The following is a 26,178-nucleotide window of genomic DNA, read 5'->3' as shown; positions in this document are numbered from 1 at the left end:
GAGACGATGCGCGGCTCGCTGGCGGGGGCTGGCGCGCGCCCGGACGGCGCGGAGCGCCGAGGACGCACGGCGGGCCCTGGCAGCGACACGCGCTCGGATCTCGCCGCCGGTGTCGGCGCGGGACTGTACCGTCGCGACTGAGCAGCCCTCGGGCGCTTCCTCCGGTCTATCGGCAATGCGTAGCAACCGTCAGTGATGTGAGGACGCGGGCGACGGGCCTCTCCGAGCCGAGGCTCGTTGCGAGTCAACCTGTTCGTCTGTGAACAGAGCCAGCGTGGGTTGAGCGTGATGGGCGGACGGCCTCCGAGAGGTCTGTCCAAAAATAGGAATGGCGGACCTCCTGACCGGAGGGAATCCGCCCCCGATGTTGACGACTGTTCGTCCTGCTTCTTCTGCGCTGCTCCCCACCACCTGCACGGCCCGCGCGGCGGGTGGGGGTGGGTGGCCTCTCTCGGGTGGCTGGAGGGGCCCCGAGGCTCGCGGGGGAGCGCAGCGAGCCCGTGAGGGGGCCCCGGAAGCCGCAAGGCCACCCACACCCGCCATCAGTGAGCCGCGCGGGTGCCTGGACCATCGCTGGCTCCTACGCGCTCCGATTCCGCCACCATCGGAACCGACGGCGCCGCCTCGGCATCGGCATGCGCCACACGCTGGCGTCCTGCCGCTCGAGCTCGTGGCGCCGGCGCCGCTGGTCGGCCTGGTGGACGGCCTGCCGGCTGATGCCGAGGGCGTGTCCGATCTGGGCCCAGGTAGCGCCGTCGCGGCGTGCAGCGCAGGTCAACAAATCGCGTACCTCTGCCAACCCCTCTTGGGCGTGTCGCACCTCCTGCAGGGCGTCCAACGGCCTCTGAGGGCCGCGCAGAGTTCCGGCGAGGTTCTCGACCACCCAGCGGGTCCGCAGCCGCGCATGGCTGCCCTCTTCGGTGCTCACGTCAACGGATATTGGCACCCACCGCGGACACCTAACGACGCGATCGGGTCAATACCGATTGACGCGCCAAAGCCTGCTAACTGCTGCAAGCAAACGTGTCCAAGAAAAGCCTCAATCGGCGCGCCTTCCGGCGACATTCCGACTCCCGGTGTTTACGTACGTCTACGCGACCCGATGTCCGGGTCAATTCAACTGAAAAAAGAGACCCCGCAGGAGCGTCAACTCCTCGGGGTCGTGGACGACATCAGGGGCTACTGATGACGACGGAACAAGCCTACGGCGCTGCGGCGACGGGGGAGACCGGCGAAGCCGGCCCTTTCCTTGTCCTAACAGACCAAACGCTCACAGAGCCGACAGACGAGCCGACGGCTCGTCAGTGGCTCAACCGACTGCCGTGCATGTCGCGTCCCATCCAGGTCGGTGACGTGGTGATGATCAACGTCGAGACCGGCGAAACTCGCCCGATGCGGTGCCAGCGCAACGGGTGCCCGGACTGCATCGGGGTGAACGCCTGGCGACGCTCCTTGGCGGTGCGCTACATCGAACCCACGCACGAGCTGACAGTCACCACCACGGACCTGCACCGAGCCGATCTCCCGTGGCCCGAGGTACAGGACCGGCTTCGGGTGCTCAGGCAGGCAGCGAGACGCGACCAGGTCGCGCTGGGCGCGTTCGGAACCTACGTCGAGCAGGGCAGCGCCAACGGGATGACCCACGCCCACATCGTCGTCAAGGACGGCCACCGCATCGACTTCGACTGGCTCCGACGACGACTCGTGTCAGCCGGGTTCGCTGGCAGGTTCACCTACGCCCGGATCAAGTCCGGCGCAGAGTTCTCCTCCTACGTCGGCAAGGGCTTCGCCACCTACGCCGTCAAGGGCTACCGGACCGATGCTGACGACGCCCTCCGGCTCAACGGCGGCCGCGTCGGACACTTCTCCCGAGGCTTCTTCCCAGACGGCGTACGCCGAGCCGAGGTCCAGTCACTCAAAGCCCTCTCAGAGGCCACCGGAGAACACTCGCCCTGGATCACCCGCATCTGGACCTGAGCAGTCGAAAGCGCGGGCAGCGGCATGTGCGTGCGTTCTGTCATTCCCCGGTGGTTTGGTCGACATGCGTTGAGGTAGCGAACGAAACGGCATGGAGGCCCTGCATGGAGTCGGGGTCAATGAAGTCGACAAGGGTCGACTTCACGGTGCCGTTTGGCGTCCCGGGGGGGGGCCGCTGAGGGCCATAGGCGTGTCGGGGTAGACCAACATCAAGGCCGGTCGATCGACGTAGATGCGCCGACCGTGGTCGCGGTACCCGTCGTCGGTGAACGTCACTCGGACTACAACAGCCCGCGCATCCTTACCGGTGAGTGGCGAGGACCCTCGTGCGGCTGAGCGCAAGGCCGCCGACCTGACCTGGTCGCTAACAACCGCTACGTCCGAATATGTGATGTTCATGTCCTGCATCTGGCTAGCGAACCCGCTCGGCAGGTGGGCAGCGGACGATGCGTGGCGAGGCTTCGCGACGGCCGCGCCGAAGGCGACGAGACCTAAGACGAAAGCCACGATCGCGACCGTCGCTATGCCACGCCTCATGACCTGCTCCCGTCGGCGGCGGTGAGTATCCGCACACCCGTGTGACGCGGCCAGGAACTGATCCGTTCCACGCCCTGTGGACGAGTGTGGACCTAGCCGGAACAGTCCGCACGCTCATCGGCATGAGAGGTCGCTTGGGGTCGAGCCCCCGGCTAGTAACACGGGGGTAGGTTTTGAGTCGCGTCACCCGGAAGGGTGCAACCCAACACCCCCCTTCCCACGCCTGGCAGATTCGCCGATAACTGACATTATGTCAGATGACACAGAGGGACCTCCTCCTCCGCACAGTGAGCGCTGAGCGAGGATCTCCGGCAGGGTGGGTGCGTGAGTGCTCTCAGTGACCTGGTGAACGAGCAGGCGGAGGCCGACCGCGGTGCCGTCTACGACGAGCTGGCGGACGCCGCCCTCCAGGTCTTCGGGGTGGCCGCGCACGAGGTGCTCTTCCTGGGTCACAACTCCGGGGCCGCGTTCCGGATCGAGGCTGCCGATGGGCGGCGCCTGCTGCTCAAGGTCCACGCTCCTCAGGGCGAGAGCGAGGCCTTGACCGAGCGCGCCGTTCTTGGCGGCCTCGCCTGGCTGGCCACGATCGCCGAGGTGGCGCAGGTACCCGTGCAGGAGCCCGTCCCGGATCCGACTGGTGCCCTGTTGCCGACCGTGTCCTTCCGCGGCGTACCGCTTCCGTGCTCGCTCCAGCGGTGGCTGGACGGTCACCAGGTCGAGGAGCTCTCCCCCGCCCAGGCCCGAGCCGTCGGCGACCTGATGGGGCGGTGGCACGCGTGCTCCGAGCGACGGGTGGGGACCGCCGAGGGCGCCGTGACCTATGACAGCCGCTACCTCGAGCGGATGCTCGACGATCTGCGCGTCCTGGAGGCCACCGGCGCCGTCACGGACGAGTCCTGGCACACGATCGAGCAGGCAACCGCCCTGGCCGGCAGCGTGATCGACACCATCGGGACGTCCGCTGAGGTGTACGGCGTGGTGCACGGCGACCTGAACCCCGACAACGTCATCGTCGCCGCCGACGGCGCCGTCCAGTTCATCGACCTCGCCCAGCTGGTCGTGGCTCCGTACCTCTGGGACGTCGGCGTCGCCCTCTACCAGTACTCCTACCAGGACGCCGCGGTGCGCCGAGCACTGGTGGCGGGATACCGCGACGGTCGGCCGGGGCTGGTGACACCGCCGCTCGCCCTGGAGGTCTTCGTCTGCGCCGCCGCGCTGGCCAACCTCGCCTTCCAGTCCTCCATCCCGGCGCAGCGCACCTCGACGCTGTTCCACACCAACGTGCACCGGTTCGCGACCGGGTACTGCCGCAACCTCGTGGACGGCCTGCCGTTCGCCCTGGAGTAGCCACCTCGCGCAACCCGGGAGGCGGCCGAGGCCCCGATCGTCTCAGGTGCCGTCGCGGACGATGTCCGTCAGCTCGGTCAGCGTGTCGATCCGGTGGGTGGCCAGCGAGAAGTCCTGGCCTCGGGTGAACTCGTTGAGGACGACGGCACAGTCGATGCCGGCCGCGACGGCGGACTGCAGGCCTCGCGACGAGTCCTCCACGACCAGGGTCTCGTCCCTGGCGGCCCCGAAGCGCTCCAGGCCGGTCAGGTAGGGCTCCGGGTGCGGTTTGGCGTTGGTGTAGTCCTCGCGCACCAGCACGAACTCCATGAACCGCCTGATCTGCCGCCCTTCGTGGATCAGGTCGAAGTCCACGCCCCTCGCGGTGGTGACGATCGCCATCCGGGCGTGAGTCGCCAGCTCCGCGAGCGCGTCGAGGACCCCGTCGATCTCGATCGCTTCCGTGCGCAGGTAGTCCCGGTAGTAGTCGTTGCGCGCCTCGCGCGCCCGGTCGATGGTGCCCTCGTCCACACCGGCCGCCCGGGCCCGCGCCCACGTGCCCGCTCCCCTGGCCATGTCGGCCAGGTACAGGTCCGGGTCGAGACCGACCCCGATCTCGGCCAGGGCACGCTGCCCAGCCCTGAAGTACCACGGCTCGGTGTCCACCAGGACGCCGTCGTGATCGAGGAGGAGGTACTTCTTCACGCTCGTCATCCTCTCGCGCGTGGCCGACCGACGCGCCGTCGGTTTGCGTACGACGCGCCGGACCGGAAAGGTGGACGGCTTCCTGCCAGCAACCGACGTAAGGAGAGCGCGATGCTCAGCCTCACCGAGAACGCCAGCACGATCGTCAAGGACATCGCCGCCCAGCAGGGTGGCCCCGACACCACAGGGCTGCGGATCAGCAGCGAGGACCCGTCCGTCGGCCTGATGGTGACCGCCACCGGGCAGCCCGAGCCGGGCGACGCCACGGTGGTCAGCGACGGAGCCACCGTCTACCTGGACCCGACCGCCTCCGAGCAGCTGGACGACCAGATCCTCGACGCCGCCGTGGCCGAGGATGGCCGGGTGCAGTTCGCCCTGGCTCCCCAGCTGTGAACCAGCCCTGACCCGAGCTACGGACGACCCCGCCGGCCAGCAGGCTGCCGGGGTCGTTCGCGTCTCCAGCCGGGGCCGGGGTCAGCCGAGACCGACGAGCTCCCGGCCCCGGTCGAGGAGGTCGTAGCGCAGGGTCATCCAGATCGCGACGCCGGCGCCGACCAGCCCCAGCGTGGTGACCACGGTGGTGTGCACCGGCTTCTCCCGGGCCAGGTCCCACGCCTGCGAGCCCCGCGCCTGCACCGGCCGCAGCCAGTGCCGGGCGAACTCGAACTCCAGGGACCACAGCCAGAGCCCGAGCAGGATCGGCGGGATCGTCAGCGGTCCGGGCAGGACGATCAGGACCAGGCCGGTGATGATGAGCACCAGGCCCGCGACGAACAGCACGACGCGGCGCAGGGTGCGGGTCATCGGTCGGACCGGTCAGCCGAGGGCCGCGACGGCGGCGTCGTAGTCCGGCTCGATCCCGATGCTTGGAACCAGCTCGGTGTGCAGCACCGTGCCGTCGGTGTCCACCACGACCACCGAACGGGCCAGCAGCCCGCGCATCGGGGTGTCCACGAGCGTCACTCCGAAGTCGGCGCCGAAGCTGCTGCGGAAGCTCGAGGCCGCGACGACGTCGGAGATGCCCTCGGCGCCGCAGAACCGGCGGAGCGCGAACGGCAGGTCCGCGGAGGCGCAGACCACCGTGGTGTTGTCGAGGCCCGCGGCGAGCTCGTTGAACCGGCGTACGGACGCGGCGCACACGCCGGTGTCGACGCTGGGGAAGATGTTGAGGACGACCCGCCGTCCGGCGAAGGACTCCGAGGCGACCTCGGCGAGGTCGGTGCCGGTCAGGGTGTACGACGGTGCGGTGCTGCCCGGCTGGGGCAGGTCACCGACGGTGTGGGCGGGGTTGTCCCCGAGCGCAGTGGTAGCCATGCGCCCTGTCTAGCAGGTGGTCCCCACCGGGTGCCTGCGAGGTGCCGGCGGCCCGGGAGGTCCAGCTCACCGTGCGCCTTCTACCATCGAGCCCGTGCTGACCAGACTCGCTGCCCTCGCGGCCACGCTCGTGCTCGTCCCGACCCTGGCCGCCTGCGGCGCAAGCAGCTCGTCGACGCCGGCAGCAGACTCCGGCGGTACGCCGTGCCCCTGGGCGAAGGGGGCACCCGCGGTCAGGAAGGTGACGGTCCCCGGCCCGACGTCGACCCAGACCGGGTCGGTCCCGGTGACCATCGACACCAACATCGGCACCCTGAAGGCCACCCTGGACGCCACTGCCGCGCCCTGCACGGTGACCTCGTTCGTCGCGCTGGCCGGCCAGGGCTATTTCGACAACACGCCGTGCCACCGACTGACCACGGAGCACATCTACGTCCTCCAGTGCGGTGACCCGACCGGCACCGGAAACGGCGGCCCGGGCTACACCATCCCCGACGAGCTGCACGGCGCCGAGGCGTACGCGCCGGGCACCCTGGCGATGGCCAACACCGGGCAGCCGAACAGCGGTGGCTCGCAGTTCTTCATCGTCTACAAGGACTCCACGGCCAACCTGCAGAAGATCTACACGGTCTTCGGCCAGCTCGACAAGGCGAGCCTGGCCGCCGTGCAGAAGGTCGCGGCCAAGGGCAGCGACAACTCCTTCGGCCCCGGCGACGGCGCGCCCAAGCAGCCGGTCACGATCACGAAGGTGACCAGCGGAGGCTGAGCCCGGCGCTCACTTCACGTCGTACCCGATCGTGGTGCCGAGCTGGAGGGTGCGGCCCACGGTGCAGATCCGGTCGGCGGTCTGGCGTACGGCGCGGGGCAGCACCTCGCGAGCCCGGTCACCCGCCTCCCCCTCGGGGAAGGTGATCGAGATCGAGACGTCGAGGTCGACGAGGTGGGATCCGTCGTCGTCGCGGATCTTGTGGCCGGTGGTGCGGATGTCGAACGACTCCGGCGCGGAGCGCTTGCCGGTGATCGAGCCGACGTCGATCGCCGTACACCCGGCGAGCGCCGCGAGCAGCAGCTCGACAGGCGTGAAGTCGGGATCGTCGCCCGAGCCGATCGGCAGCACTCCCCCACGCCGGTTGACCGCCTTGAAGCGGCCCTCGCCGATCTGGGTGAGGTCGAGTGAGCGCAGCGTGTCGTCCAGCTTCTCGTCCATGCCGGCCACGTTAGTGCCGCTGACGGTCGGCCGCCCCACTCCCCTGTCGGCGGCCGCTCCCGTCGGCTGGGTCAGCGCCGGACGGCTGAACGGCGCGCGGCGCGCGCGGCGCGGCGCATGTTCTGCGCGGTGCGTGCCTGGTCCAGGTCCCGGTCAGACCGGACGCGGCCCTCGACGAGGCCCCCCATGAGGTACAGCTGGGTGTTCATGTCATTCTCTCTCCGGCCCGTCCTGGACCGAGGTTGGTGTAATGGACTCTGTCGCTGGTGCGACTCTTACATTCTACGTCTGTATTGGCGCGCTCCGAACCAGAATCAGGGTGACGTCCACCACCCCGGTGGGGGCCGCATGCCAGGAGGTTCTCGCGCGAAACCTGACGTTCTGCCGCGACATTTCGGCCGATAACCGCAGGTTTCACCGGTGCACCGGTGAAACCTCCGCCACCCCCTCCAGGCAGGTCGGGGGGAGGTCGAACCAGCGCAGGTGCTCGAAGTCCGGGCTGACCTGGCCGGGGTGGGCGGCGAGGTCGGGCCCGGTGGCGGCGGACAGGATCGCGGCACCGTCATAGAGGTGGCTGGCGAGGAGGTCCTCTCCCCCGGTCATCCGCTCGGAGGGGAAGTGCGGCTGCCCGCCGGCGTACGAGATCGCGCGGAGGCTGATCGGTGGCTCGACCAGGCCGTCCCGGTGCCGCCACCGGCCGCCGGCGATGTCGAAGCGGTAGTCGTCCAGCAGCCGCCACCCGTCGCGCGCGACCAGGCGGACCGCGTCGACGATGTAGTCGACGACCACGTCGGAGACGAAGTAGTTGAAGTTCACCCGCACCCAGCCGGGCTTGATGCCCTCGCAGCCGCCGGTGATCTCCCGCTCGAACTCGTGGGAGCGCTCGAGGTCGATCCCGAGCAGCCGGTGGCCGTAGGGACCGGCGCAGGAGCAGCCTCCGCGCGACTGGATGCCGAACAGGTCGTTGAGCAGGGCGACGACGTAGTTGTGGTGCAGGTAGCGCCCCGACGGCGACCGTACGACGAAGGACACGATCGAGAGCCGCTCGGCGTCGAGGTTGCCGAGCAGCTCGATCGCCGGCTCGTCGCGCCAGGCGGTCACCGCACGGCGCAGCAGCCGTGACTCGGCGGCCCGGATCGTCTCGGTGCCCACGGCCTCCTTCAGCTGGAACACCAGTCCGGCGCGGACCGCCTCGATGATCGCCGGGGTGCCCCCCTCCTCGCGGTGCGCCGGATCCTCGAGATAGCGGTGCTCGTCGGTGTTGACGTAGGCGACCGTGCCGCCGCCGGGCACGTCGGGCACCCGGTTGGCGAACAGCGCCCGCCGGGCCACAAGCACCCCGGGCGTCGACGGGCCGCCGATGAACTTGTGCGGCGACAGGAAGATCGCGTCCTTGTGCGCCTGCGGCCGTCCGTCGGGCGCCCCCATCCGGATCTCGACGTACGGCGCCGCCGCGGCGAAGTCCCAGAACGACAGGGCGCCGTGCTGGTGCAGGACCTCGGAGATCGCGAACGTGTCCGACACGATGCCGGTGACGTTGGACGCTGCCGAGAAGGAGCCGATCTTCAGCGGCCGGTCGGCATACCTCTCCAGCTGCTCGACCAGCTCGGTGCGGTCGATGTGGCCGTCGGCGTCCTCGTGGATGGTGACCACGTCGGCGACCGTCTCGCGCCAGGGAACCTCGTTGGAGTGGTGCTCGTAGGGGCCCAGGAAGACCACCGGGCGCTGGGACGGCGGGATGTGGGCGGACAGGTGGTGCTGGTCCTCGAGCACCGACGGGATGCGGAGGCCGAGGATGCCGATCAGCTTGTCGATCGCTCCGGTGCAGCCCGAGCCGGCGAACACCACGATCGTGTCGTCGTCCCCGCCGACCGCGTCGCGGATGATCGCCCGCGCCTCCTCGCGCAGGCGGGTCGTCTGCAGGCCGGTCCCACTGGACTCCGTGTGGGTGTTGGCGTAGCCCGGCAGCACCTGCTCCCGGATGAAGTCCTCGAGGAACGCCAGGGCACGACCCGACGCGGTGTAGTCGGCGTAGGTGACCCGCCGATGACCGTACGGCGTCGTCATCACGTGGTCGTCGCCGATCACGGACGCCCGGATCAGGTCGATCAGCGGAGAGGTCTCCGGGGGCATGGATCCACAGTAGGGCCGGGCCGCCGCGAACCACCCGTTCGGGCCATATCGAGCCCGGGCGGAGTCGCGGGAGGGTGGAGTCCTCCACCACTCCGGAGGGTCCCATGAACCGCATGCCCGCTCTCGTCGCCCTCGGGCTCACCGTCTCCCTCGGTGTCGCCGTCGCCGGCACGTCCGCCCTCGGGGCGCCGGCTCTCGACCGGTCGATCGCCAAGGGCTCGCCCGGCCACTGGACCAAGATCTCGTCGAGCACCGTCGACACCATCTACGAGGCCTCCATGGTGCGGACCGCTGACGGCGTCCTGCACGTGGTCTACCCGCGCAAGACCGCAGCGGCGGGCAACCCGGTGACGCTGGCCCACACCTCGCTCACCAGCAACGGAGCGACCATCCGGCAGAACGACGTGCTCCCCACCGGCTGGGCGACGATGGACAACGCGCCCGTCGTGGTCAACGGCGCGAGCGGACCGCACGTGATCTTCGGTGGCCAGCTCGACACCGCCTCCGGCTTCTTCGACAGCGGCCGGATGTTCATGGCCGACGCCACCTCCGACTCGGGCGCCACGTGGACCCTGCCCGCGCAGAACGTCGGGGTCAGCAACGCGGCGTACGGCTCCTACGGGACCAGCGCCGTCGAGCTGGCCGACGGCACGCCGGTGGCGGCGTTCCCGCTGAACGAGACGATCACCTGGCACGTCGGGACCGGTCCCGGCGCCGACGGGTCCTTCTCGGTGCCGGGCGCCTCGCTCTACGACACGACGATGGTCCGGGACGGCTCGAACGTGTGGATCGGCTGGTTCGCCTACGGCTCGACCGCCGCGACGACCGGGATCTTCGCCCGCCAGATCCTTCCCAGCGTCGGACCCGTGCTGAAGGCCCCCGGCTCCAGCCAGGGCACGAACACCCTCAAGCTCGGCCGGGTGGCCCTGGCTGCGCGGGCCGGCGGCGGTGTGTACGAGGCGTACTGCGTGGGCTACGCCACGTGCAGCAAGGTGCGGGTCTGGAAGGTCGGCACCAGCAAGACGGCCGACGTGCCCCACAGCCACCTGGCCGAGACCGTCGCCCTCTCGGCGGGACCGTCCGGTCGACTCTGGGTCGCGTGGTCGGACAACCTGCCCAAGGTGCGGGCCGTGCGCACGGGAGTCAACGGCCTGGCCATGGGCGCCGTCCAGAACGTCGGGATCCCCAGCGGTCACCCCTCCGTCTACAGCCTCGTGCTCGAGGGCAGCCGCGGGCGAGGCGACATCGTGGTCAACGTGGGCGACGGCTTCTGGCACACCCAGGTCTTCGCCGGCCTCACCCTGCACGCGTCGCCGTCGAAGTGGCGGCACGGCAGCCGTCAGCGGGTGGTGTTCACCGTCACCGACGCCCACGCGGCCGTGAAGAACGCCAACGTCAAGGTCGGCTCCAGCCGCTGCACCACCGGGAACAGGGGCACCTGCGCGATCACCTTCCCGCGCACGCTCGGGGCCGGGAAGCACAACGCCACCGCCTCCCGGAAGGGGTACGCGAAGGCGATCGTGACCCTCAAGGTGCGCTGACGAACCTGCACCGACCGAGGCAGCGTCTGTCAACGGCCCGTTGGGGCCATGTGCCTGGGGGCCACGACAGGGCAGGCTGGACCCTTCGCCAACCCCGGAGGGTCGCATGATCCGTACACCCGCTCTCGCCGCTCTGGCCCTGACCGGCGCCCTGACCGCCGCGGTGGCCGGGACGACCGCCAGCACGGCCAGCGGTGCCGCCCCCTCGCACCGGCAGACCGCCGCCGTCGGCAAGGGCGGTCCCGGGCACTGGACGAAGGTGTCGACGGGCGGCGTCCAGAGCATCTTCATGCCGAGCCTGGTCAAGTCCTCCGACGGGGTCCTGCACGTGGTCTACCCCGAGAACGTCCCCGGCGGCATGCAGCTCGGGCACACCGCACTCGACAGCCACGGACGCATCCTCCGGCAGAACGACGTGCTGCCGACGGCCTGGGAGAACGTCGACCGCCGACCGGTCGTGCTGTCGACCAGCACCGGGCTGAGGATCGTGTTCACCGGCAACCAGACCCCGTCCGGGCCCACCTTCTGGGACCACGGCCTGATGTACACCGCGACCGGCGACCAGGGCGGGAGCAGCTGGGCGCTGCCCGCCGAGTCGCTGGGAAGCAACGCGGCCGTGCCGACGTACGGCACCGGTGCGGTGATGCTGGCCGACGGCACCACCCCGGTCGGGGCGTACGCCGACGGCGACGTCAAGCTGTCCTGGCACATCGGGGTCGGCAACGACCCCGACGCGTCGTACACGACGACGTCGCCGGGGATCTTCGACACCACCCTGGTGCGCGACGGCGGCGAGATCTGGGCCGGTTGGTACCAGAACGGGAGCACCGCCGCGACCAACGGCACGTTCGCGATGCGGATCTACCCCACGGTCGGCACGCCGCTGAAGGCGCCCCAGTCGAGCGGCGGGGCGAGCTCGCACACCACCGGCCGGGTCGCGCTGGCGGCCCGGAGCGGCGGCGGGGTCTTCGAGGCGTACTGCGCCGGCTCGGCGCTGCCCTGCACGTCGCTGCGGGTCTGGAAGGTCGGCTCCGCGAAGACCTCGACCATCCCGCAGAGCAAGGGCGCGACCCGGGTCGCCCTGTCGCCCGGACCGTCGGGTCGGCTGTGGGTCGCCTGGACGAGCAGCGCGCCGCAGGTCAAGGCGGTGCGGACGGGGGCCACCGGACTGGTGATGGGTGCCGTGCGCAACGCCGGCCTCCCGCCCCGAGCCGACCTGACCTACGGCCTCGGCGTCGACGGCACCCGGGCCCGCGGTGACCTGGTGGTCAACGTCGGGAACGCGTTGTGGCACACCCAGGTGCTTCCGGGCCTGACCCTGCACGCCTCGCCGAGGAGCTGGCAGCACGGCGGCAGGCAGAAGGTCGTCTTCTCCGTCACCGACGCCCGGGCCGGCGTCGCCGGGTCGAAGGTGAGGGTGGGCTCGAAGGCGTGCACCACGGGCAAGGGCGGCACCTGCACGCTCACCTTCCCCGCGTCGTTCGGCAAGGGGAAGCACGCCGCCACGGCCGCGCGCAAGGGTTACGCGAAGGCCGCGACCCGGCTGACGGTGAAGTGACGGCGCCCCGACCGGTCCGGCCACCACGAGCGACGGCCGCGCTCACCTGCTGAGCGCGGCCGTCGGTGGAGACCCTCGTCAGAGGACCTTGACCTTGAAGGTGTGGTGTCCGGTGATCACCTCGTGGTCCTTCGGCGTGGTGGTGTGGACCTGCACCGGCCGGGTCTTGCCCCCGAAAGCCGACAGCTCGACGGTGGCCTGGTCGTTGCGAACGGCGCCGTCGACGAGCTTCTTCACCCCGCCGATCGTCTTCGGCATCGGGAACTGCTCGAACGGGAACCCCTGGGCCGCGGCGACCGTCATCTGGCCCCGCATCCCGGCCGCCCGGGCAGGCACGGCGACCGTGAACGTCCGACCCGTGGTGCCGCCCGCGTAGACGACCCGTGCGGTCAACGTGCCGCCGGCTCGCACCAGTGCCGGAGCACCGGCGGTGACGGTGTGCCAGGCCCCCGCCCGTCGTTGCTGCAGCCCGGCGATCTTCTTGGTCGCGGTGCTGTCGGTGACGTTGGAGCTGACCTTGACCGAGTCGATGGTCACGCCGTCGACGTTGCTCAGCAGCCAGACCAGGTCAGGCAGGTCCCACACGGAGGCGAAGGTGAGGTCGAAGCCGTCGGTGTAGCGGTTGCCGCCGGTGAACGTGAACGGTCCCGACGCGCTGGAGCCGGTCACGGTCCAGGACTGGGTCTCCGAGCCGGGCTGGTAGGCGTCCATCACGGCCTGGTGGTTGAGGATCAGCTCGTAGTTCGCCGTGGCGGCGGCCGCGTCCTGGAGCTGGACGTCGGAGCTGCCGGTGCGCGACCGGGCGACGCCGCCGTCCGGGGTGTAGGTGACCTTGGACTGGATCGGGAGGCTCGGCGGGGTGGCACCGAGCAGGCCGGCGATGCCGGTCATCCGGTCCTGGTCCACCGTGCCCAGCAGGTCTCCGATGTTGGCGACCTTGAAGGGGACGTTGACCGGGTCCTCCTGGATGTAGATCGCATCTCCCCCGGCCATCCCGTAGCTGGCCTTGCCGACGAAGTTCAACGGGTGACCGAAGCCGACGACGGTGCCGTTGCACACCGAGGTGATGGTGCCGACCGCACCCTGGAGGACGTCGCCCGTGGACAGGGTGGCCACGAGGTTGCCGCCGGAGATCATGTCGCCGACGCCGGGGCTCGCGGACGACCCGGATCGCCCGGCGACGTAGGTGTGGGACTTCAGGTACGGGCGTCCGGTGTCACGGGCGAGCACCCGCGGGCTCAGCCCGGAGATGCCGGTCGGGACCTTCAGCTCGGCGAAGCCCTGGTGGGCCTGGGCGGTCGTGACGTCGGTGGACCGGGCGATGGCCCGGGCCGCCGAGGAGGGGACACCGACGCGCAGCGGCGTCGGCGGGGTCCCGGCGTACTGGTCCATGTCCTCGTACGGCGTGATGCCGGCGACCGGCGTCGTGCCGTAGGCCAGGCCGTAGGCCACCGCACCGATCAGGCGGCCGTCGGAGGCGTAGACCGGCGAGCCGGACATGCCTTCCCAGATCCCGCCGACCCGGTCGATCTCGGTCGAGGTGAGGCGCATCATGATCATGTCCACACCGGGCTCGATGCCGTCCTTGAGGACGCCGAGCACCGTGCCGGAGAAGCCCGAGGGCGTCGTACCGCTGGAGACGGTGAGCCCGGTGACGGCCTGGCCGGTCGTCAGCTGGGAGACCGGGTAGGCGGTGTCGCAGGTACCGGACGCGGCCTGGGACGGTGCCTGAACGGCGGTCGCGGCGCCCAGGCAGAGCCCGGTCGCGACTGCCGCCGAGGCGAGCACCCTGGTCCGAGAAGTGGGTCTGGTCATGAGTTTCCCTCCATCGTGCACCTCCCCCGTGGTCGGCGCCTCTGCTCCAACAGACGCGCCGGGCGGGCGTTTGGTTGCGCGCTGGTCGCCTCGGTCGAGGACCGCCTCCTAGGCTGGGGGCGTGACCGAGCTCCAGCGCCGACCCGGGGCCACCGTGAGACTGCGCGTGGCCGAGCACGTGGCGGGCGACGAACGCCTCCACGAGGACACCGTCGCCGCCGAGGAACCGCTGGAGATCCGGCTCTCCTGGCCCGGCGCCGCCGCCCAGCGGGCCTGGGTGACGATGCGGACACCGGGCCACGACTTCGAGCTGGCGGCGGGGTGGGTCGTGCACGAGGGCCTGGTCGCGCCTGCCGCGCTGGCCGGCGTTGTCTACTGCACCGACGCCGACCTGACCCGCGAGCAGGAGTTCAACGTCGTCACGGTCACCACGACCACGCCGGTCGACCTCCAGCACCGGCATGCCGGGCTGTCGAGCGGGTCGTCGGCCTGTGGCGTCTGCGGCAAGGACAGCATCGAGGCGGCCCTGACCACGACCCGAGGGCCGCGCTGGGAGGGCGGGGTGCCCGGGCCCGACGTCGTACGCCGGCTCCCGGCGCTGCTGCACGAGGAGCAGTCCGTCTTCGCCCGCACCGGCGGGGTCCACGCCGCCGGGCTGTTCACCGCCGACGGCGAACGGCTCGTCGTACGCGAGGACGTCGGGAGGCACAACGCCGTGGACAAGGTGACCGGGGCACGGGTGCTGGCCGGCCAGCCGACCAGCGAGGCGTGTCTGGTGGTCAGCGGGCGGGCCGGCTTCGAGCTGGTCCAGAAGGCCGTCTCGGCCGGGGTCGGCTGCATGGTCGCGGTCGGCGCACCCTCCGCCCTCGCCGTGCACCTCGCCAGCCAGGCCGGGCTGGTGCTGTACGGCTTCACCCGCGCCGAGCGCACGGTTCGCTACACCTGACCGGCGTGGGGGCACCGCCCTGTCGGTGGTGGTCCTTAGGTTCGTGGTGTGCGGATCCTCCACACCTCCGACTGGCACCTGGGTCGCTCGTTCCACCGCGTGGGCATGCTCGAGCACCAGGCGGCCTTCGTCGACCACCTGGTCGGGGTGGTCGAGGCCGAGTCGGTCGACCTGGTGGTGGTCGCGGGTGACGTCTACGACCGGGCCCTCCCCCACGTCGACGCCGTGGCGCTCGCCGACGAGGCCCTGGCCCGGCTGGCCGGCTCCCGCGCGGCGGTCGTGATCAGCAGCGGCAACCACGACTCCGCCCAGCGGCTCGGCTTCTCCTCGCGGCTGATCGATGCGGCCGGGGTCTACATCCGCACCGACCCGGCCGGGGTCGGCCGCCCGGTCGTGCTCCGAGACGAGCATGGCGAGGTGCGGGTGCACGCCCTCCCCTATCTCGACCCGATCGCCCTGCACGAGCCGTGGCAGCTCCCGGTGCGCTCCCACGAGGCGGCGGTGGCCGAGGCGATGAGACGGGTCCGGGCCGACCTGGCTGCCCACCCGGAGGCGCGCTCGGTGGTGCTGGCGCACGCCTTCGTAGCCGGGGCGGCCCCGAGCGACTCCGAGCGCGACATCAGCGTCGGCGGCATCTCGATCGTGCCCACCTCGGTGTTCGACGGCGTCACCTACACCGCGCTCGGGCACCTGCACGGGCAGCAGCTGCTCACCGAGTCGGTCCGCTACAGCGGATCGCCCCTGGCCTACTCGTTCTCCGAGGCCGGCCACGAGAAGGGCTGCTGGTTGGTCGACCTCGGGCCCGAGGGGGTCACGGCTGCCGAGTTCGTGACGGCCCCGGTGCCGCGCGCCCTGGCCCGACTGTCCGGCAGCCTCGACGACCTCCTCGACAACCCTGCCCACGCCTGGGCCGAGCAGGCCTGGGTGCAGGCGACGCTGACCGATCCCCAGCGGCCGGTGCGCGCCATGGAGCGCCTGCAGACCCGGTTCCCCCACACGCTCGAGATCGCCTTCACGCCGTCCGGCGAGCGCGCCGAGCGGCATCGTCTGGCTGCCCGGCCGCATCGCCCGGGCCACGAGATCGCTGCCGACTTCGTCCGCGAGATGCGCGGTGCCCCCGCCACCCCCGCCGAGCACGCGCTGCTGGTGGCAGCGTTCGACGCGTGCGGTGACGACCCCGACGCCGACCCGGTGGCCCGCTGATGCGCATCCAGCGGCTGCGGATCAGCGGGTTCGGCCCCTTCGCCGAGTCGGTCGACCTCGACTTCGCCGCGCTCAACGACGCCGGGCTCTTCCTGCTCGCGGGCAGCAACGGCGCCGGCAAGTCGAGCATCCTCGACGCGGTCTGCTTCGCCCTGTACGCCGCGGTGCCCGGCGAGCGCAACACCGCCCGCCGGTTCCGTTCCGACCACGCGGCCCCCGACCAGGCGCCCACGGTCGAGCTCGAGGCAACGTTCGCAGAGGGCACCTACCGCGTGGTCCGCACCGCTGCCTGGGAGCGCCCCAAGCGCCGCGGCACCGGTACCACGACCCAGCAGGCGACGGTGAGCGTCTCGCGCCGGGTCGGTGACGAGTGGCGGCCGGTCACGTCCCGGCTCGACGAGGCCGGGCAGCTGATCACCCGGCTGGTCGGGATGAACCTCACCCAGTTCTGCCAGGTCGTGATCCTGCCCCAGGGCCGCTTCCAGGCCTTCCTCCAGGCGACCGCCACCGAGCGTCAGGCGCTGCTCCAGCAGCTGTTCCACACCGGCCGCTTCCAGCGGGTGGAGGGCTGGCTGCGCGAGCACCGCCTCGCGCTGCGCCGTACCTCCCTCGAGCACGAGACCGCGGTCGCCGAGGTCGTCAACCGGATCAGCGAGGTGGCCGGGGCGGCCGTCCCCGCCCCCGAGAGCGATCCCCTGGCCTGGGCCGCGGGTCTGTGCGACGACCTCAGCGCGGTACGTGCCGCAGCCGACCGGCGCTCGGCCGAGGCGGTCCGCGCGGAGGCACGCACCCGCGCCGCCCTGGAGTCGGGGCGCGACGTCGCGGCCCGCCTCGCCCGGCTCGAGGCGGCCCGGGCCGAGCAGGCCTCGCTCCGCGCGACGGCCCCCGAGATCGAAGCCGTGGCGGCCCGGGTCGACCGGGCGCGACGGGCCGCCCAGGTCGCGGTCCTCACGCCCCTGGTCGAGGCGCGCGAGGCCGCTCAGGCAGCAGCCACCGAGGCTCGCGATGCAGCGACCGGGCGGCTGGCGACTGCCCTCGGTTCCGCGCCGGACGACCCGACGGCACACCGAGACGTGCTGCGGGCCGCGGTCCAGCGCTTCCACGCGCTCGTCCCCCGGAGCGACGAGGCCCAGGCGCTGCGCGACGAGCAGGCCGCGATCGTCGCCGCGCTCGACGCCCTCGACACCCGATGCGGCGCGCTGGAGTCCTCCGACGTCGAGGCCGTGATCAGCACCCTCGCCGCGCAGCAGGACGCCGCGCACGACGCCCGGCTCGCCCTTCCCGACGTGCGTCTGGAGATCGACGAGCGCCGCGCCCTGCTCCGGGCCCACGACCAGGTCGAGTCACTCGCTCCGGCCCACGCGCAGGCCGTGTCCGCCCTCGCTGTCGCGACCGCGCAGGCTCTGGACGCACGGGAGGTGTGGCTCGCCGTCCGTGAGGCCCGGATCGACGGAATGGCCGCCGAGCTGGCCGGGGCGCTCGCCGTCGGGGCCGACTGTCCCGTGTGCGGGTCACACGACCATCCCCACCCGGCGCGGCCGCACCACGACGCCCCCGATGCCGAGGCCGAGCGGGTCGCCCTGCGAGCGGTCGACGACGCCAACGCCGTCCAGCACGCTCACGACCAGCAGGTCCGCGAGCTCGCGACGGCCCTCGAGCAGGCCCGCGCCCTGGCCGGCGAGACGAGCATCGCCGAGCTCAGGTCCGGGCTGACATCGCTTCGGGCGCGGACGACCGAGCTGGAGGGCATCGTCGACCGTGGCGCCGAGGCCGCTCCAGCGCTCGCAGCCGCGCGCGAGCGTCGGGGCCGCGAGGCCGAGGAGCGCCAGGCCGTGCGGGAGCGGAGCGCGTCGCTGCGCGAGGGTCGCGACCGGGTCGCCCAGCAGCTGGCGGTGCTCGACGCCAAGCTCGCGGAGGCGCTGGCCGGCACGCCGTACTCCGACGCCCGCACGGCCCACGACGAGACCGCCCGGATGCTGACCGAGGTCGAGGCGGCCCTCCGTGCCGAGGGCGATCTCGTCGCCGCCGTTCGCTCGCTCGCCGAGGCGTCCGGTGCCCGGCTGGTCGCAGCGCTGGAGGCCGGGTTCGACTCGGTGGCCGAGGCCGAGGCGGCGCTGCTCCGCCCGGTCGAGATCGAGCAGCACGTCCGCGACCTCGACCGCCACAGCGGGCGGCTCACCGCCGTGGCGCGTCAGCTCGCCGATCCCGCTCTCCAGGACCTCGACGACCTCGCTGCGCCAGACGTCGCCGCCCTCGAGGCGGAGCACCTGACCTCCGAGGAGACCCGCGCCGCCGCGGTCGCCGACGCCGAGACCCAGCGCCGGCGGCTGTCGCGTCTCGACGCACTGCTCACCGACCTGGCCGGACGCCACGCCGACTGGGAGCCGGTCCGCAGCGATCTCGAGGTCGCCCAGCACCTGTCGGCGTTCTGCGAGGGCAAGGCACCCGACAACCGCTGGCAGATCCAGCTGTCCGCCTACGTCGTCGCCTGGCGACTCTCCCAGGTGGCCGACGCCGCCAACCTGCGCCTGGCGGTGCTGACCTCGGGCCGCTACAGCCTCGAGCACACCGACCTGCGCGGTGCCGGGGAGCGGCGGGGCGGGATGACCCTGGTGGTCCGCGACGAGTGGACCGGCGTCACCCGCGACCCGGTCACCCTCTCCGGCGGCGAGTCCTTCGTGGTCGCGCTGGCGCTGGCGCTCGGCCTTGCCGACGTGATCACGGCCGAGGCCGGCGGCGCGGCTCTGCAGACGCTGTTCGTCGACGAGGGCTTCGGGATGCTCGACGCCACCTCCCTCGACCTGGTGATGGACACCCTCGACTCCCTGCGCGAGTCCGGGCGCACCGTCGGTGTGGTCAGCCACGTCGCCGAGATGCGCAGCCGGATCCCGGTGCAGGTCCTGGTGGACAAGCCGCGTGACCACGGGCCGTCGACGGTGCGACTGCGGGCCTGACCGAGAAGCAGATAGGTTTTCGCCCATGTCTCGTGTCGACCCAGGCTTCACCGCTCTTCCCCACCGGGAGCTCGGCGACGCAGCGCTCGCCCGGGCCCGCGAGCTCGGGGTCAGCCACGCCGACTTCCGGTTCGAGCGGGTGCGCTACCAGGACGTCCGGGTCCGTGACGGTCAGCTCCAGGGCGCCTCGGACGCCGAGGACCTGGGTTTCGCGGTGCGGGTGATCCACGGGGGTGCCTGGGGCTTCGCCGCGGCCGTGCACCTGACCGTCGACGAGGCCGTCCGGGTTGCCGAGACCGCGGTGGCGGTGGCGAAGGTCTCCGCGGCGATGACCAGCGTGCCCGTGGAGATCGCCCCCGAGCCGGTCTACGACGACGTGGAGTGGGTGTCGTCGTACACCCTGGACCCGTTCGGCGTACCCCTCGCCGACAAGACCGAGGTGCTGGTCGACTGGACCCAGCGGCTGCGCCGGCATCCGGCCGTGGCGCACGCCACCGCCGGGCTCTACCAGGTCTTCGAGAACAAGTACTACGCCGACACCGCCGGCACCCGCACCACCCAGCAGCGGGTGCGGCTGCTGCCGACGTTCACCGCGATGGGCGCCGACGACAACACCGGCACGTTCGACGACATGACCTCGATCGCGCCCCCGGCGGGCCGCGGCTGGGAGTACGTCGTGGGGTCGCCCGCCGACGGCGCCTGGGACTGGGACGCCGAGATCGCCGAGGTGCCCGACCTGCTCGACGAGAAGCTGGTGTCCAAGAGCGTCGAGGCCGGCGTCCTCGACCTGGTGATCGACCCGAGCAACCTCTGGCTGACCATCCACGAGTCGATCGGGCATGCCACCGAGCTCGACCGCGCCCTGGGCTACGAGGCCAACTACGCGGGCACGTCCTTCGCCACCATCGACCGCCTCGGAAGCCTCCAGTACGGCTCCCCGGTGATGCACGTGACCGGTGACCGCACGGTCGAGCACGGCCTGGCCACGATCGGCTACGACGACGAGGGCGTCGCCACGCAGAGCTGGGACATCGTCCGCGACGGCGTGCTGGTCGGCTACCAGCTGGACCGGCCGATGGCGGCGCTGCATCCCGAGCTCAACCCGCTGGACGGCCAAGGGCGGTCCAACGGTTGCGCCTACGCCGACTCGTCGGGACACATCCCGATCCAGCGGATGGCCAACGTGTCGCTGCAGCCCGGCGCCGCGGGCACCACGACCGCCGACCTGATCGGGCGGGTCGAGCAGGGCCTCTACGTGGTCGGCGACAAGTCGTGGTCGATCGACATGCAGCGCTTCAACTTCCAGTTCACCGCGCAGCGGTTCTACCGGATCGAGGACGGCCGGCTGGCCGGACAGGTCCGGGACGCGGCGTACCAGGCGACGACCACCGACTTCTGGGGCTCGATGGAGGCGGTGGGTGGCCCGGAGACCTGGCAGCTCGGGGGCGCCTTCAACTGCGGCAAGGCGCAGCCCGGACAGGTCGCCTCGGTCAGCCATGGCTGCCCGACCGCGCTGTTCCGCGGCGTACGCGTGCTGAACACCAACGACGAGGGAGCGCACTGATGGCCGGGTCGAGGGGAGCCGAGCTGCCGGGCACCGCGACCGCCACGGTCCAGCAACTGGTGGAGCACGCGCTGGCGAGCTCGACGGCCGACGACTGCATCGTGGTCGCCGACCATCGCACCAGCGCCAACCTGCGGTGGGCCCACAACACCCTGACCACCAACGGCGTGATGCGCGGCATCGACGTCACCGTCATCTCGTTCGCCCGTCGTTCCGGGGGCGTCTGCGTCGGCACGGTCTCCGGCAGCGCCGGCTCCCCCGAGCAGGTGACCGCCCTGGTGTCCGCCGCCGATGCAGCTGCGCTCCTGGCCTCCCCCGCACCCGACGCCCACGACCTCGTCGCCGACGTCACCGACCCGGCGTGGGACGACGAGCCAGGCGAGACCGACATCCACGTCTTCGACGCCTTCGCGCCGGCGCTGGGCGAGGCCTTCGGGCGCGCCCACGGGGGCGGCCGGATCCTCTACGGCTTCGTCGACCACCACGTGACGACGACCTACCTCGCCTCCTCGACCGGGGTCCGGCTGCGCCACGTCCAGCCGACCGGTCACTACGCGTGCACGGGCAAGACCGCCGACCTGGCGAGCAGCGCCTGGGTGGGCGGGGCGACCCGTGACTTCGTCGGCGTCGACGCGCTGGCCGTGGAGGCCGAGCTCGAGCAGCGCCTGGGCTGGGCCGCGCGGCGGGTCGACCTGGCCGCCGGGCGCTACGACACCGTCCTCCCGCCCGCGGCGGTGGCCGACCTGATGATCGACGCCTACTGGAGCGCGGGCGCCCGCGACGCCCACGACGGCCAGTCGGTCTACAGCCGCCGCGGCGGGGGCACCCGGATCGGCGAGACCATCGTGCGCCCCGACGTCACCCTGTACTCCGACCCGCGCTACGCCGGCCTCGAGTGCGCGCCGTACGCCGTCGTGGAGGCGTCCGGCAACGACGACTCGGTGTTCGACAACGGCCTGCCGCTCGGCCGCACCGACTGGATCGACCACGGGGTCTTGTCCGCCCTGCGCCAGACCCGCGAGACCGCCGACCTCACCGGGCGGCCGGTCACCCCGGCGATCGACAACCTGGTGCTGGAGGTCGACGGCGCCACCGGCAGCCTCGACGACCTAGTGACCGGCACGGAGCACGGGCTGCTGCTGACCTGTCTCTGGTACATCCGCTCGGTCGACCCCCAGACCCTCCTGCTGACCGGGCTGACCCGCGACGGCGTCTACCTCGTGGAGCACGGCGAGATCACCGGGGCGGTCAACAACTTCCGCTTCAACGAGAGCCCGGTCGACCTGCTCCGCCGCTTCACCCATGCCTCGGCGACCGGGCCGGCGTTCAGCCGCGAGTGGGGCGACGACTACTTCTCCCGCACCGCGATGCCGGCCCTGCGCGTGCCCGACTTCAACATGTCGAGCGTCTCCCAGGCGATGTAGCCCCGCTCCCTGGGCTCCTGCCGTCCCGGATCCTGGGGGCCTGATGTCGCCGTTTGGTCCCAAACCGCAGAATTCCGGTGCCGAAACCTGCGGTTTGGGACCAATCGGCAGCAATGCGACGCCGCCCAGAGCGCCTGGTCGAGGGGTCAGTTCTCCGCGAACGCCTCGGGGGGCGGGCAGGCGCAGACCAGGTGCCGGTCGCCGTAGGCCTGGTCGATCCGGGCCACCGGCGGCCAGTACTTGTCGGGGTCGGGGCCGGTCGGGAAGGCCGCCAGCTCACGGGGGTACGCGCGGTCCCAGTCGCCGACGATGGCGCGGGTGGTGTGGGGTGCCCCGCGCAGCGGCGACTTGTCCACGCTCCACTCGCCGTGCTCGACCTGCTCGATCTCCGCCCGGATGGCGAGCATCGCGTCGCAGAACCGGTCGATCTCGCCGAGGTCCTCGGACTCCGTCGGTTCGACCATCAGCGTGCCGGCCACCGGGAACGACATCGTCGGCGCATGGAAGCCGTAGTCGACCAGTCGCTTGGCCACGTCGTCGACGGTGACGCCCGACGCCTTGGTGATCGCCCGCAGGTCGAGGATGCACTCGTGGGCGACCAGGCCGCCCTGGCCCTTGTAGAGCACGGGGAACGCGCCGTCGAGCCGCGCCGCGACGTAGTTGGCCGCCAGCACCGCGGTCGCGGTCGCTCGGCGCAGCCCCTCGGCCCCCATCATCGCGATGTAGGCCCACGAGATCGGCAGGATTCCCGCCGATCCGTACGGCGCCGCGCTGATCGCGCCGATGCCGTCGCGCTTGGCGGGGTCGGGGTGCTGCCGGTGCGACGGGAGGTACGGCGCGAGGTGCGCGCGCACGCCCACCGGACCCACGCCCGGCCCGCCGCCACCGTGCGGGATGCAGAAGGTCTTGTGCAGGTTGAGGTGCGAGACGTCGCCGCCGAACTCCCCCGGCCGGGCATGGCCCAGCAGGGCGTTCAGGTTGGCGCCGTCGACGTAGACCTGGCCGCCCGCCTCATGGACGATCGAGCAGAGCTCGGTGATCGTGCCTTCGTAGGCCCCGTGGGTGGAGGGGTAGGTGACCATGATCGCGGCGATCTTGCCGGCGTGGGTCTCGCAGACCGCGCGCAGGTCGTCGAGGTCGACGGCCCCGTCGCCCGCGGCCTTGACCACGACCACCTGCATCCCGGCCATCACCGCGGACGCCGCGTTGGTGCCGTGCGCCGACGACGGGATCAGGCAGACGGTGCGGCCCGCGTCGCCGTTGGCGTGGTGGTAGGCGCGGATCGCGAGCAACCCGGCGAGCTCTCCCTGGGAGCCGGCGTTCGGCTGGATCGAGACCGCGTCGTAGCCGGTCACCTCCGCCAGCCAGCCTTCGAGCTGGTCGACCAGCTCGCGGTAGCCTCGGGCGTCCTCCACCGGCGCGAAGGGGTGCAGGTCGGCGAAGCCCGGCATCGAGACCGGCTCCATCTCGGTGGTGGCGTTGAGCTTCATCGTGCACGAGCCGAGCGGGATCATCCCGCGGTCCAGCGCGTAGTCGCGGGCGGACAGCCGACGCAGGTAGCGCAGCATCTGGGTCTCGCTGTGGTGGCTGGAGAAGACCTCATGGGTCAGGTACGGCGTGCTGCGGGCGAGGGCGCTCGGGATGGTGTCCACACTGGCGACGCCGAAGGCGCCCTCCTCCCAGACGCCGAACGCGTGCAGCAGGGCCGCCAGAGTGGCGGGCCCGTAGGTCTCCCCCACGCTCAGTCCGACGTGGTCGTCGTCCACGTGCCGGACCTGCACGTCCCGCTCGCGAGCCGCCGCCACGACGTCGGCCGCACGTCCGGGCACCCGGGCCAGGACAGTGTCGAAGAAGCGGTCGTGCACCACCTCGACGCCGCGGTCGCCCAGCACCGCCGCGAGCTCGCGGGCGTGGCCGTTGATCCGCTCCGCGATCGCCTTCAGCCCCTCAGGGCCGTGGTAGACGGCGTACATCGAGGCGACGACGGCGAGCAGCACCTGCGCCGTGCAGATGTTGGAGGTCGCCTTGTCCCGGCGGATGTGCTGCTCGCGCGTCTGCAGGGCGAGGCGGTACGCCGGACGACCCTCGGCGTCGATCGACACCCCCACGAGCCGGCCGGGCAGGTGCCGCTCGAGCCCGGCGGAGACCGACATGAAGCCGGCGTGCGGGCCGCCGTAGAACAGCGGGACTCCGAAGCGCTGCGACGAGCCGACCACGATGTCTGCGCCGAGCTCGCCCGGCGACTCCAGCAGGGTCAGGGCCAGCAGGTCGGCGGCCACGACGGCCAGCGCGCCCCGGTCGTGGGCCTGCTCGATGAGCGGTCGGGGGTCGACGATCCGCCCGGAGGCACCGGGATACTGCACGAGCACCCCGGACAGCTCGCCCTCGGGCAGACCGTCGGTCAGGTCGGCGACGACGACCTCGATCCCCATGGCGTGGGCCCGGGTGCTGATCACCTCGATCGACTGCGGCAGTGCGTCCGCGTCGACCAGGAACGGCCCGCTCGCGCCGCGCTGCGCACGGCGTACCAACGTCATCGCCTCGGCGGCCGCGGTGCCCTCGTCGAGGAGGCTCGCGTTGGCTGTCGGCAGGCCGGTCAGGTCGCCGATCACGGTCTGGAAGTTGAGCAGCGCCTCGAGCCGGCCCTGCGAGATCTCGGGCTGGTACGGCGTGTAGGCGGTGTACCAGGCGGGATCCTCGAGCACGTTGCGCCGGATCACCGGCGGGGTGATCGTGGCGTGGTAGCCGAGCCCGATCATCGATTCCGCCGGCCGGTTGGCCGCCGCCAGCCGGCGCAGCTCACGGGCCGCGTCGTACTCCGAGAGCGGCTCGGGCAGGTCGAGGGCGTCAGTGGCGATCGCGGTGGGCACGGCGGCCGCCATCAGCTCGTCGAGCGAGGCGAAGCCGACGGCCTCGAGCATCCGGGACAGGTCGTCGGGGCGGGGGCCGATGTGGCGGTCGGCGAAGGCGGACGGTGTGCTCAACGGGGGCTCCTCGATGTGGGCTCGATTCGCCTCCCCCTCTGTCGCGTCCGCTCCAGAGTTGCCTGATCCGCACGGTCCTGGCGCCTGAGAGGTTCCGGGGAGGAATTGCCCCTTCGGCGCTCCGATCCCGGGCCGGGCCCGGGCAGAGACTCTCCCGTGCGGGATTGTCAGCGCCGTCAGTCTAGCCCGCCCGGCCCCCGGGGCCGGCATGGTCAGCGGGCGCGCGTCGGCGGGTCGAACCACTGCCGATTGGTCCCAAACCGCATCATGAAGCGCCGAAATCGCGTCGTTTGGTCCCAAACGGCAGATGCAGAACGCCCGCGGACGGATCCGCGGGCGCTGCTGGGGGATGTCTGGAGCTAGCCGAGCTTGCGGGCGGCCCGGCGGGCGGCCAGCTCGTCGGCGGCGTCGGAGACCTGGGGCTCCTCCGCCGTGCGCTCGCTCGGCAGCTCGGCGAGGGTGCCCTCGATCTCGCGCCACACTCCGCCGATCGCGATCCCGAACACGCCCTGCCCACCCTGGAGCAGGTCGATCACCTCGTCGTTGCTGGTGCACTCGTAGACCGAGGCGCCGTCGCTCATCAAGGTCACGCGGGTCAGGTCGTCGGTGCCGCGGGCGCGGAGGTGCTGGACGGCAGTGCGGATCTGCTGCAGCGAGATGCCGGCGTCGAGGAGTCGCTTGATCACCTTGAGGATCAAGATGTCGCGGAAGGAGTAGAGCCGCTGGGAGCCCGAGCCGGTCGCGCCGCGGACCGTCGGCTCGACGAGGCCGGTGCGGGCCCAGTAGTCGAGCTGGCGGTAGGTGATGCCGGCGGCGTTGCACGCCGTCGGACCACGGTAGCCGGTGTCGCTGGGCAGCGGTGAGACGTCGTCGGTGAAGAGCAGACCCTGCTCCTCCGCGGCTTCGACCGCCTCGGCCTGTCCGGCCTGGTCCTCGGCGGTGTGCTGCTCGTTGTCGTTCACTACTGCCTCCATCGGCTCACCCCGCTAC

At 71.6% G+C, this 26,178-nt stretch carries 20 protein-coding genes and 1 riboswitch; of the genes, 11 read left to right on the top strand and 9 right to left on the bottom strand.

All coding sequences use genetic code 11. The features are described 5' to 3' along the window. Window positions 1-1,185: 1,185 nt before the first annotated feature. Window positions 1,186-1,977, top strand: a complete 792-nt coding sequence (locus E3N83_RS05075) for a hypothetical protein (RefSeq protein WP_151082272.1) — start codon at window positions 1,186-1,188, stop codon at window positions 1,975-1,977. Window positions 1,978-2,838: 861 nt separating this feature from the next. Next, window positions 2,839-3,861: a phosphotransferase enzyme family protein gene (locus tag E3N83_RS05070; protein ID WP_191907960.1), complete on the top strand. Its 1,023-nt coding sequence runs from the start codon at window positions 2,839-2,841 to the stop codon at window positions 3,859-3,861. A 42-nt stretch (window positions 3,862-3,903) separates the two neighbouring features. On the opposite strand, the gene E3N83_RS05065 is transcribed toward E3N83_RS05070, so the two are convergent. Continuing rightward, a complete protein-coding gene (locus tag E3N83_RS05065; protein WP_151082270.1) occupies window positions 3,904-4,545 on the bottom strand; it encodes an HAD family hydrolase in 642 nt (213 codons plus the stop codon). A 111-nt stretch (window positions 4,546-4,656) separates the two neighbouring features. On the opposite strand from E3N83_RS05065, the gene E3N83_RS05060 reads away from it, so the two are divergent. After that, window positions 4,657-4,938 (top strand): Fe-S cluster assembly protein HesB, encoded by a 282-nt coding sequence (locus E3N83_RS05060; RefSeq protein ID WP_151082269.1) that lies wholly within the window; start codon window positions 4,657-4,659, stop codon window positions 4,936-4,938. Between the two features lie 81 nt (window positions 4,939-5,019). On the opposite strand, the gene E3N83_RS05055 is transcribed toward E3N83_RS05060, so the two are convergent. Beyond that, entirely contained in the window at window positions 5,020-5,349 is a 330-nt protein-coding gene (locus tag E3N83_RS05055; protein ID WP_151082268.1) for a PGPGW domain-containing protein, read from the bottom strand. A gap of 12 nt (window positions 5,350-5,361) precedes the next feature. Continuing rightward, on the bottom strand, window positions 5,362-5,859 hold the full coding sequence (gene tpx, locus E3N83_RS05050; RefSeq protein WP_151082267.1) for a thiol peroxidase: 498 nt from the start codon (window positions 5,857-5,859) through the stop codon (window positions 5,362-5,364). Between the two features lie 94 nt (window positions 5,860-5,953). Here tpx and E3N83_RS05045 point away from each other — a divergent pair, with 94 nt between their 5' ends. Beyond that, entirely contained in the window at window positions 5,954-6,625 is a 672-nt protein-coding gene (locus tag E3N83_RS05045; RefSeq protein ID WP_151082266.1) for a peptidylprolyl isomerase, read from the top strand. 9 nt (window positions 6,626-6,634) lie between these two features. On the opposite strand, the gene E3N83_RS05040 is transcribed toward E3N83_RS05045, so the two are convergent. The 3 genes from E3N83_RS05040 to E3N83_RS05035 all read right to left on the bottom strand — a co-directional run bounded on the left by E3N83_RS05040 (window position 6,635) and on the right by E3N83_RS05035 (window position 9,199). Beyond that, window positions 6,635-7,066: an OsmC family protein gene (locus E3N83_RS05040; protein ID WP_151082265.1), complete on the bottom strand. Its 432-nt coding sequence runs from the start codon at window positions 7,064-7,066 to the stop codon at window positions 6,635-6,637. Between the two features lie 71 nt (window positions 7,067-7,137). Next, the gene (locus E3N83_RS19445) at window positions 7,138-7,275 is read right to left on the bottom strand and encodes a hypothetical protein (RefSeq protein WP_191907959.1); all 138 of its coding nucleotides are present in this window, start codon (window positions 7,273-7,275) and stop codon (window positions 7,138-7,140) included. A 205-nt stretch (window positions 7,276-7,480) separates the two neighbouring features. Further along, on the bottom strand, window positions 7,481-9,199 hold the full coding sequence (locus tag E3N83_RS05035) for an aminotransferase class V-fold PLP-dependent enzyme (protein ID WP_151082264.1): 1,719 nt from the start codon (window positions 9,197-9,199) through the stop codon (window positions 7,481-7,483). Between the two features lie 113 nt (window positions 9,200-9,312). On the opposite strand from E3N83_RS05035, the gene E3N83_RS05030 reads away from it, so the two are divergent. Both E3N83_RS05030 and E3N83_RS05025 read left to right on the top strand, forming a co-directional pair. Continuing rightward, on the top strand, window positions 9,313-10,740 hold the full coding sequence (locus E3N83_RS05030) for a hypothetical protein (RefSeq protein WP_151082263.1): 1,428 nt from the start codon (window positions 9,313-9,315) through the stop codon (window positions 10,738-10,740). 106 nt (window positions 10,741-10,846) lie between these two features. Continuing rightward, the gene (locus E3N83_RS05025; RefSeq protein WP_151082262.1) at window positions 10,847-12,298 is read left to right on the top strand and encodes a hypothetical protein; all 1,452 of its coding nucleotides are present in this window, start codon (window positions 10,847-10,849) and stop codon (window positions 12,296-12,298) included. A gap of 78 nt (window positions 12,299-12,376) precedes the next feature. On the opposite strand, the gene E3N83_RS05020 is transcribed toward E3N83_RS05025, so the two are convergent. Then, window positions 12,377-14,113, bottom strand: a complete 1,737-nt coding sequence (locus E3N83_RS05020) for a SpoIVB peptidase S55 domain-containing protein (protein ID WP_151082261.1) — start codon at window positions 14,111-14,113, stop codon at window positions 12,377-12,379. A 121-nt stretch (window positions 14,114-14,234) separates the two neighbouring features. On the opposite strand from E3N83_RS05020, the gene E3N83_RS05015 reads away from it, so the two are divergent. From E3N83_RS05015 to E3N83_RS04995, 5 genes are read left to right on the top strand one after another with little or no spacing between them, the layout of a single operon-like run. Continuing rightward, the gene (locus E3N83_RS05015) at window positions 14,235-15,059 is read left to right on the top strand and encodes a formate dehydrogenase accessory sulfurtransferase FdhD (RefSeq protein ID WP_151082260.1); all 825 of its coding nucleotides are present in this window, start codon (window positions 14,235-14,237) and stop codon (window positions 15,057-15,059) included. Window positions 15,060-15,107: 48 nt separating this feature from the next. Continuing rightward, on the top strand, window positions 15,108-16,262 hold the full coding sequence (locus tag E3N83_RS05010) for an exonuclease SbcCD subunit D (RefSeq protein ID WP_151082259.1): 1,155 nt from the start codon (window positions 15,108-15,110) through the stop codon (window positions 16,260-16,262). Further along, window positions 16,262-19,216: an AAA family ATPase gene (locus tag E3N83_RS05005; RefSeq protein WP_151082258.1), complete on the top strand. Its 2,955-nt coding sequence runs from the start codon at window positions 16,262-16,264 to the stop codon at window positions 19,214-19,216. Before E3N83_RS05010 ends, E3N83_RS05005 begins: the two co-directional genes overlap by 1 nt. A gap of 25 nt (window positions 19,217-19,241) precedes the next feature. Then, window positions 19,242-20,780, top strand: a complete 1,539-nt coding sequence (locus E3N83_RS05000; protein WP_151082257.1) for a TldD/PmbA family protein — start codon at window positions 19,242-19,244, stop codon at window positions 20,778-20,780. Further along, on the top strand, window positions 20,780-22,204 hold the full coding sequence (locus E3N83_RS04995) for a metallopeptidase TldD-related protein (protein WP_151082256.1): 1,425 nt from the start codon (window positions 20,780-20,782) through the stop codon (window positions 22,202-22,204). Before E3N83_RS05000 ends, E3N83_RS04995 begins: the two co-directional genes overlap by 1 nt. A 146-nt stretch (window positions 22,205-22,350) precedes the next feature. Here E3N83_RS04995 and gcvP read toward each other — a convergent pair whose 3' ends face one another. After that, window positions 22,351-25,125: an aminomethyl-transferring glycine dehydrogenase gene (gcvP, locus tag E3N83_RS04990; protein ID WP_238343159.1), complete on the bottom strand. Its 2,775-nt coding sequence runs from the start codon at window positions 25,123-25,125 to the stop codon at window positions 22,351-22,353. 125 nt (window positions 25,126-25,250) lie between these two features. After that, a riboswitch (glycine riboswitch) is annotated at window positions 25,251-25,355 on the bottom strand. Window positions 25,356-25,547: 192 nt separating this feature from the next. Next, a complete protein-coding gene (locus E3N83_RS04985; RefSeq protein WP_151082254.1) occupies window positions 25,548-26,162 on the bottom strand; it encodes a MerR family transcriptional regulator in 615 nt (204 codons plus the stop codon). Between the last annotated feature and the right edge of the window lie 16 nt (window positions 26,163-26,178).

The sequence above is a fragment of the Nocardioides cynanchi genome (genome assembly GCF_008761635.1).
Lineage (GTDB): Bacteria > Actinomycetota > Actinomycetes > Propionibacteriales > Nocardioidaceae > Nocardioides > Nocardioides cynanchi.
Note: the sequence above shows the minus strand (reverse complement) of the source record. Positions and strands in the feature narration are given on the sequence as shown.

Bases quoted from the DNA above. Each gene is read 5' to 3' on its own strand.
- E3N83_RS05040 (WP_151082265.1), bottom strand. From the start codon at position 7,066: ATGGACGAGAAGCTGGACGACACGCTGCGCTCACTCGACCTCACCCAG.
- E3N83_RS05060 (WP_151082269.1), top strand. From the start codon at position 4,657: ATGCTCAGCCTCACCGAGAACGCCAGCACGATCGTCAAGGACATCGCC.
- E3N83_RS05055 (WP_151082268.1), bottom strand. From the start codon at position 5,349: ATGACCCGCACCCTGCGCCGCGTCGTGCTGTTCGTCGCGGGCCTGGTG.
- E3N83_RS05000 (WP_151082257.1), top strand. From the start codon at position 19,242: ATGTCTCGTGTCGACCCAGGCTTCACCGCTCTTCCCCACCGGGAGCTC.
- E3N83_RS05025 (WP_151082262.1), top strand. From the start codon at position 10,847: ATGATCCGTACACCCGCTCTCGCCGCTCTGGCCCTGACCGGCGCCCTG.
- E3N83_RS19445 (WP_191907959.1), bottom strand. From the start codon at position 7,275: ATGAACACCCAGCTGTACCTCATGGGGGGCCTCGTCGAGGGCCGCGTC.
- E3N83_RS05035 (WP_151082264.1), bottom strand. From the start codon at position 9,199: ATGCCCCCGGAGACCTCTCCGCTGATCGACCTGATCCGGGCGTCCGTG.
- E3N83_RS05030 (WP_151082263.1), top strand. From the start codon at position 9,313: ATGCCCGCTCTCGTCGCCCTCGGGCTCACCGTCTCCCTCGGTGTCGCC.
- E3N83_RS05005 (WP_151082258.1), top strand. From the start codon at position 16,262: ATGCGCATCCAGCGGCTGCGGATCAGCGGGTTCGGCCCCTTCGCCGAG.
- E3N83_RS05075 (WP_151082272.1), top strand. From the start codon at position 1,186: ATGACGACGGAACAAGCCTACGGCGCTGCGGCGACGGGGGAGACCGGC.
- E3N83_RS04985 (WP_151082254.1), bottom strand. From the start codon at position 26,162: ATGGAGGCAGTAGTGAACGACAACGAGCAGCACACCGCCGAGGACCAG.
- gcvP (WP_238343159.1), bottom strand. From the start codon at position 25,125: ATGCTCGAGGCCGTCGGCTTCGCCTCGCTCGACGAGCTGATGGCGGCC.
- E3N83_RS04995 (WP_151082256.1), top strand. From the start codon at position 20,780: ATGGCCGGGTCGAGGGGAGCCGAGCTGCCGGGCACCGCGACCGCCACG.
- E3N83_RS05020 (WP_151082261.1), bottom strand. From the start codon at position 14,113: ATGACCAGACCCACTTCTCGGACCAGGGTGCTCGCCTCGGCGGCAGTC.
- tpx (WP_151082267.1), bottom strand. From the start codon at position 5,859: ATGGCTACCACTGCGCTCGGGGACAACCCCGCCCACACCGTCGGTGAC.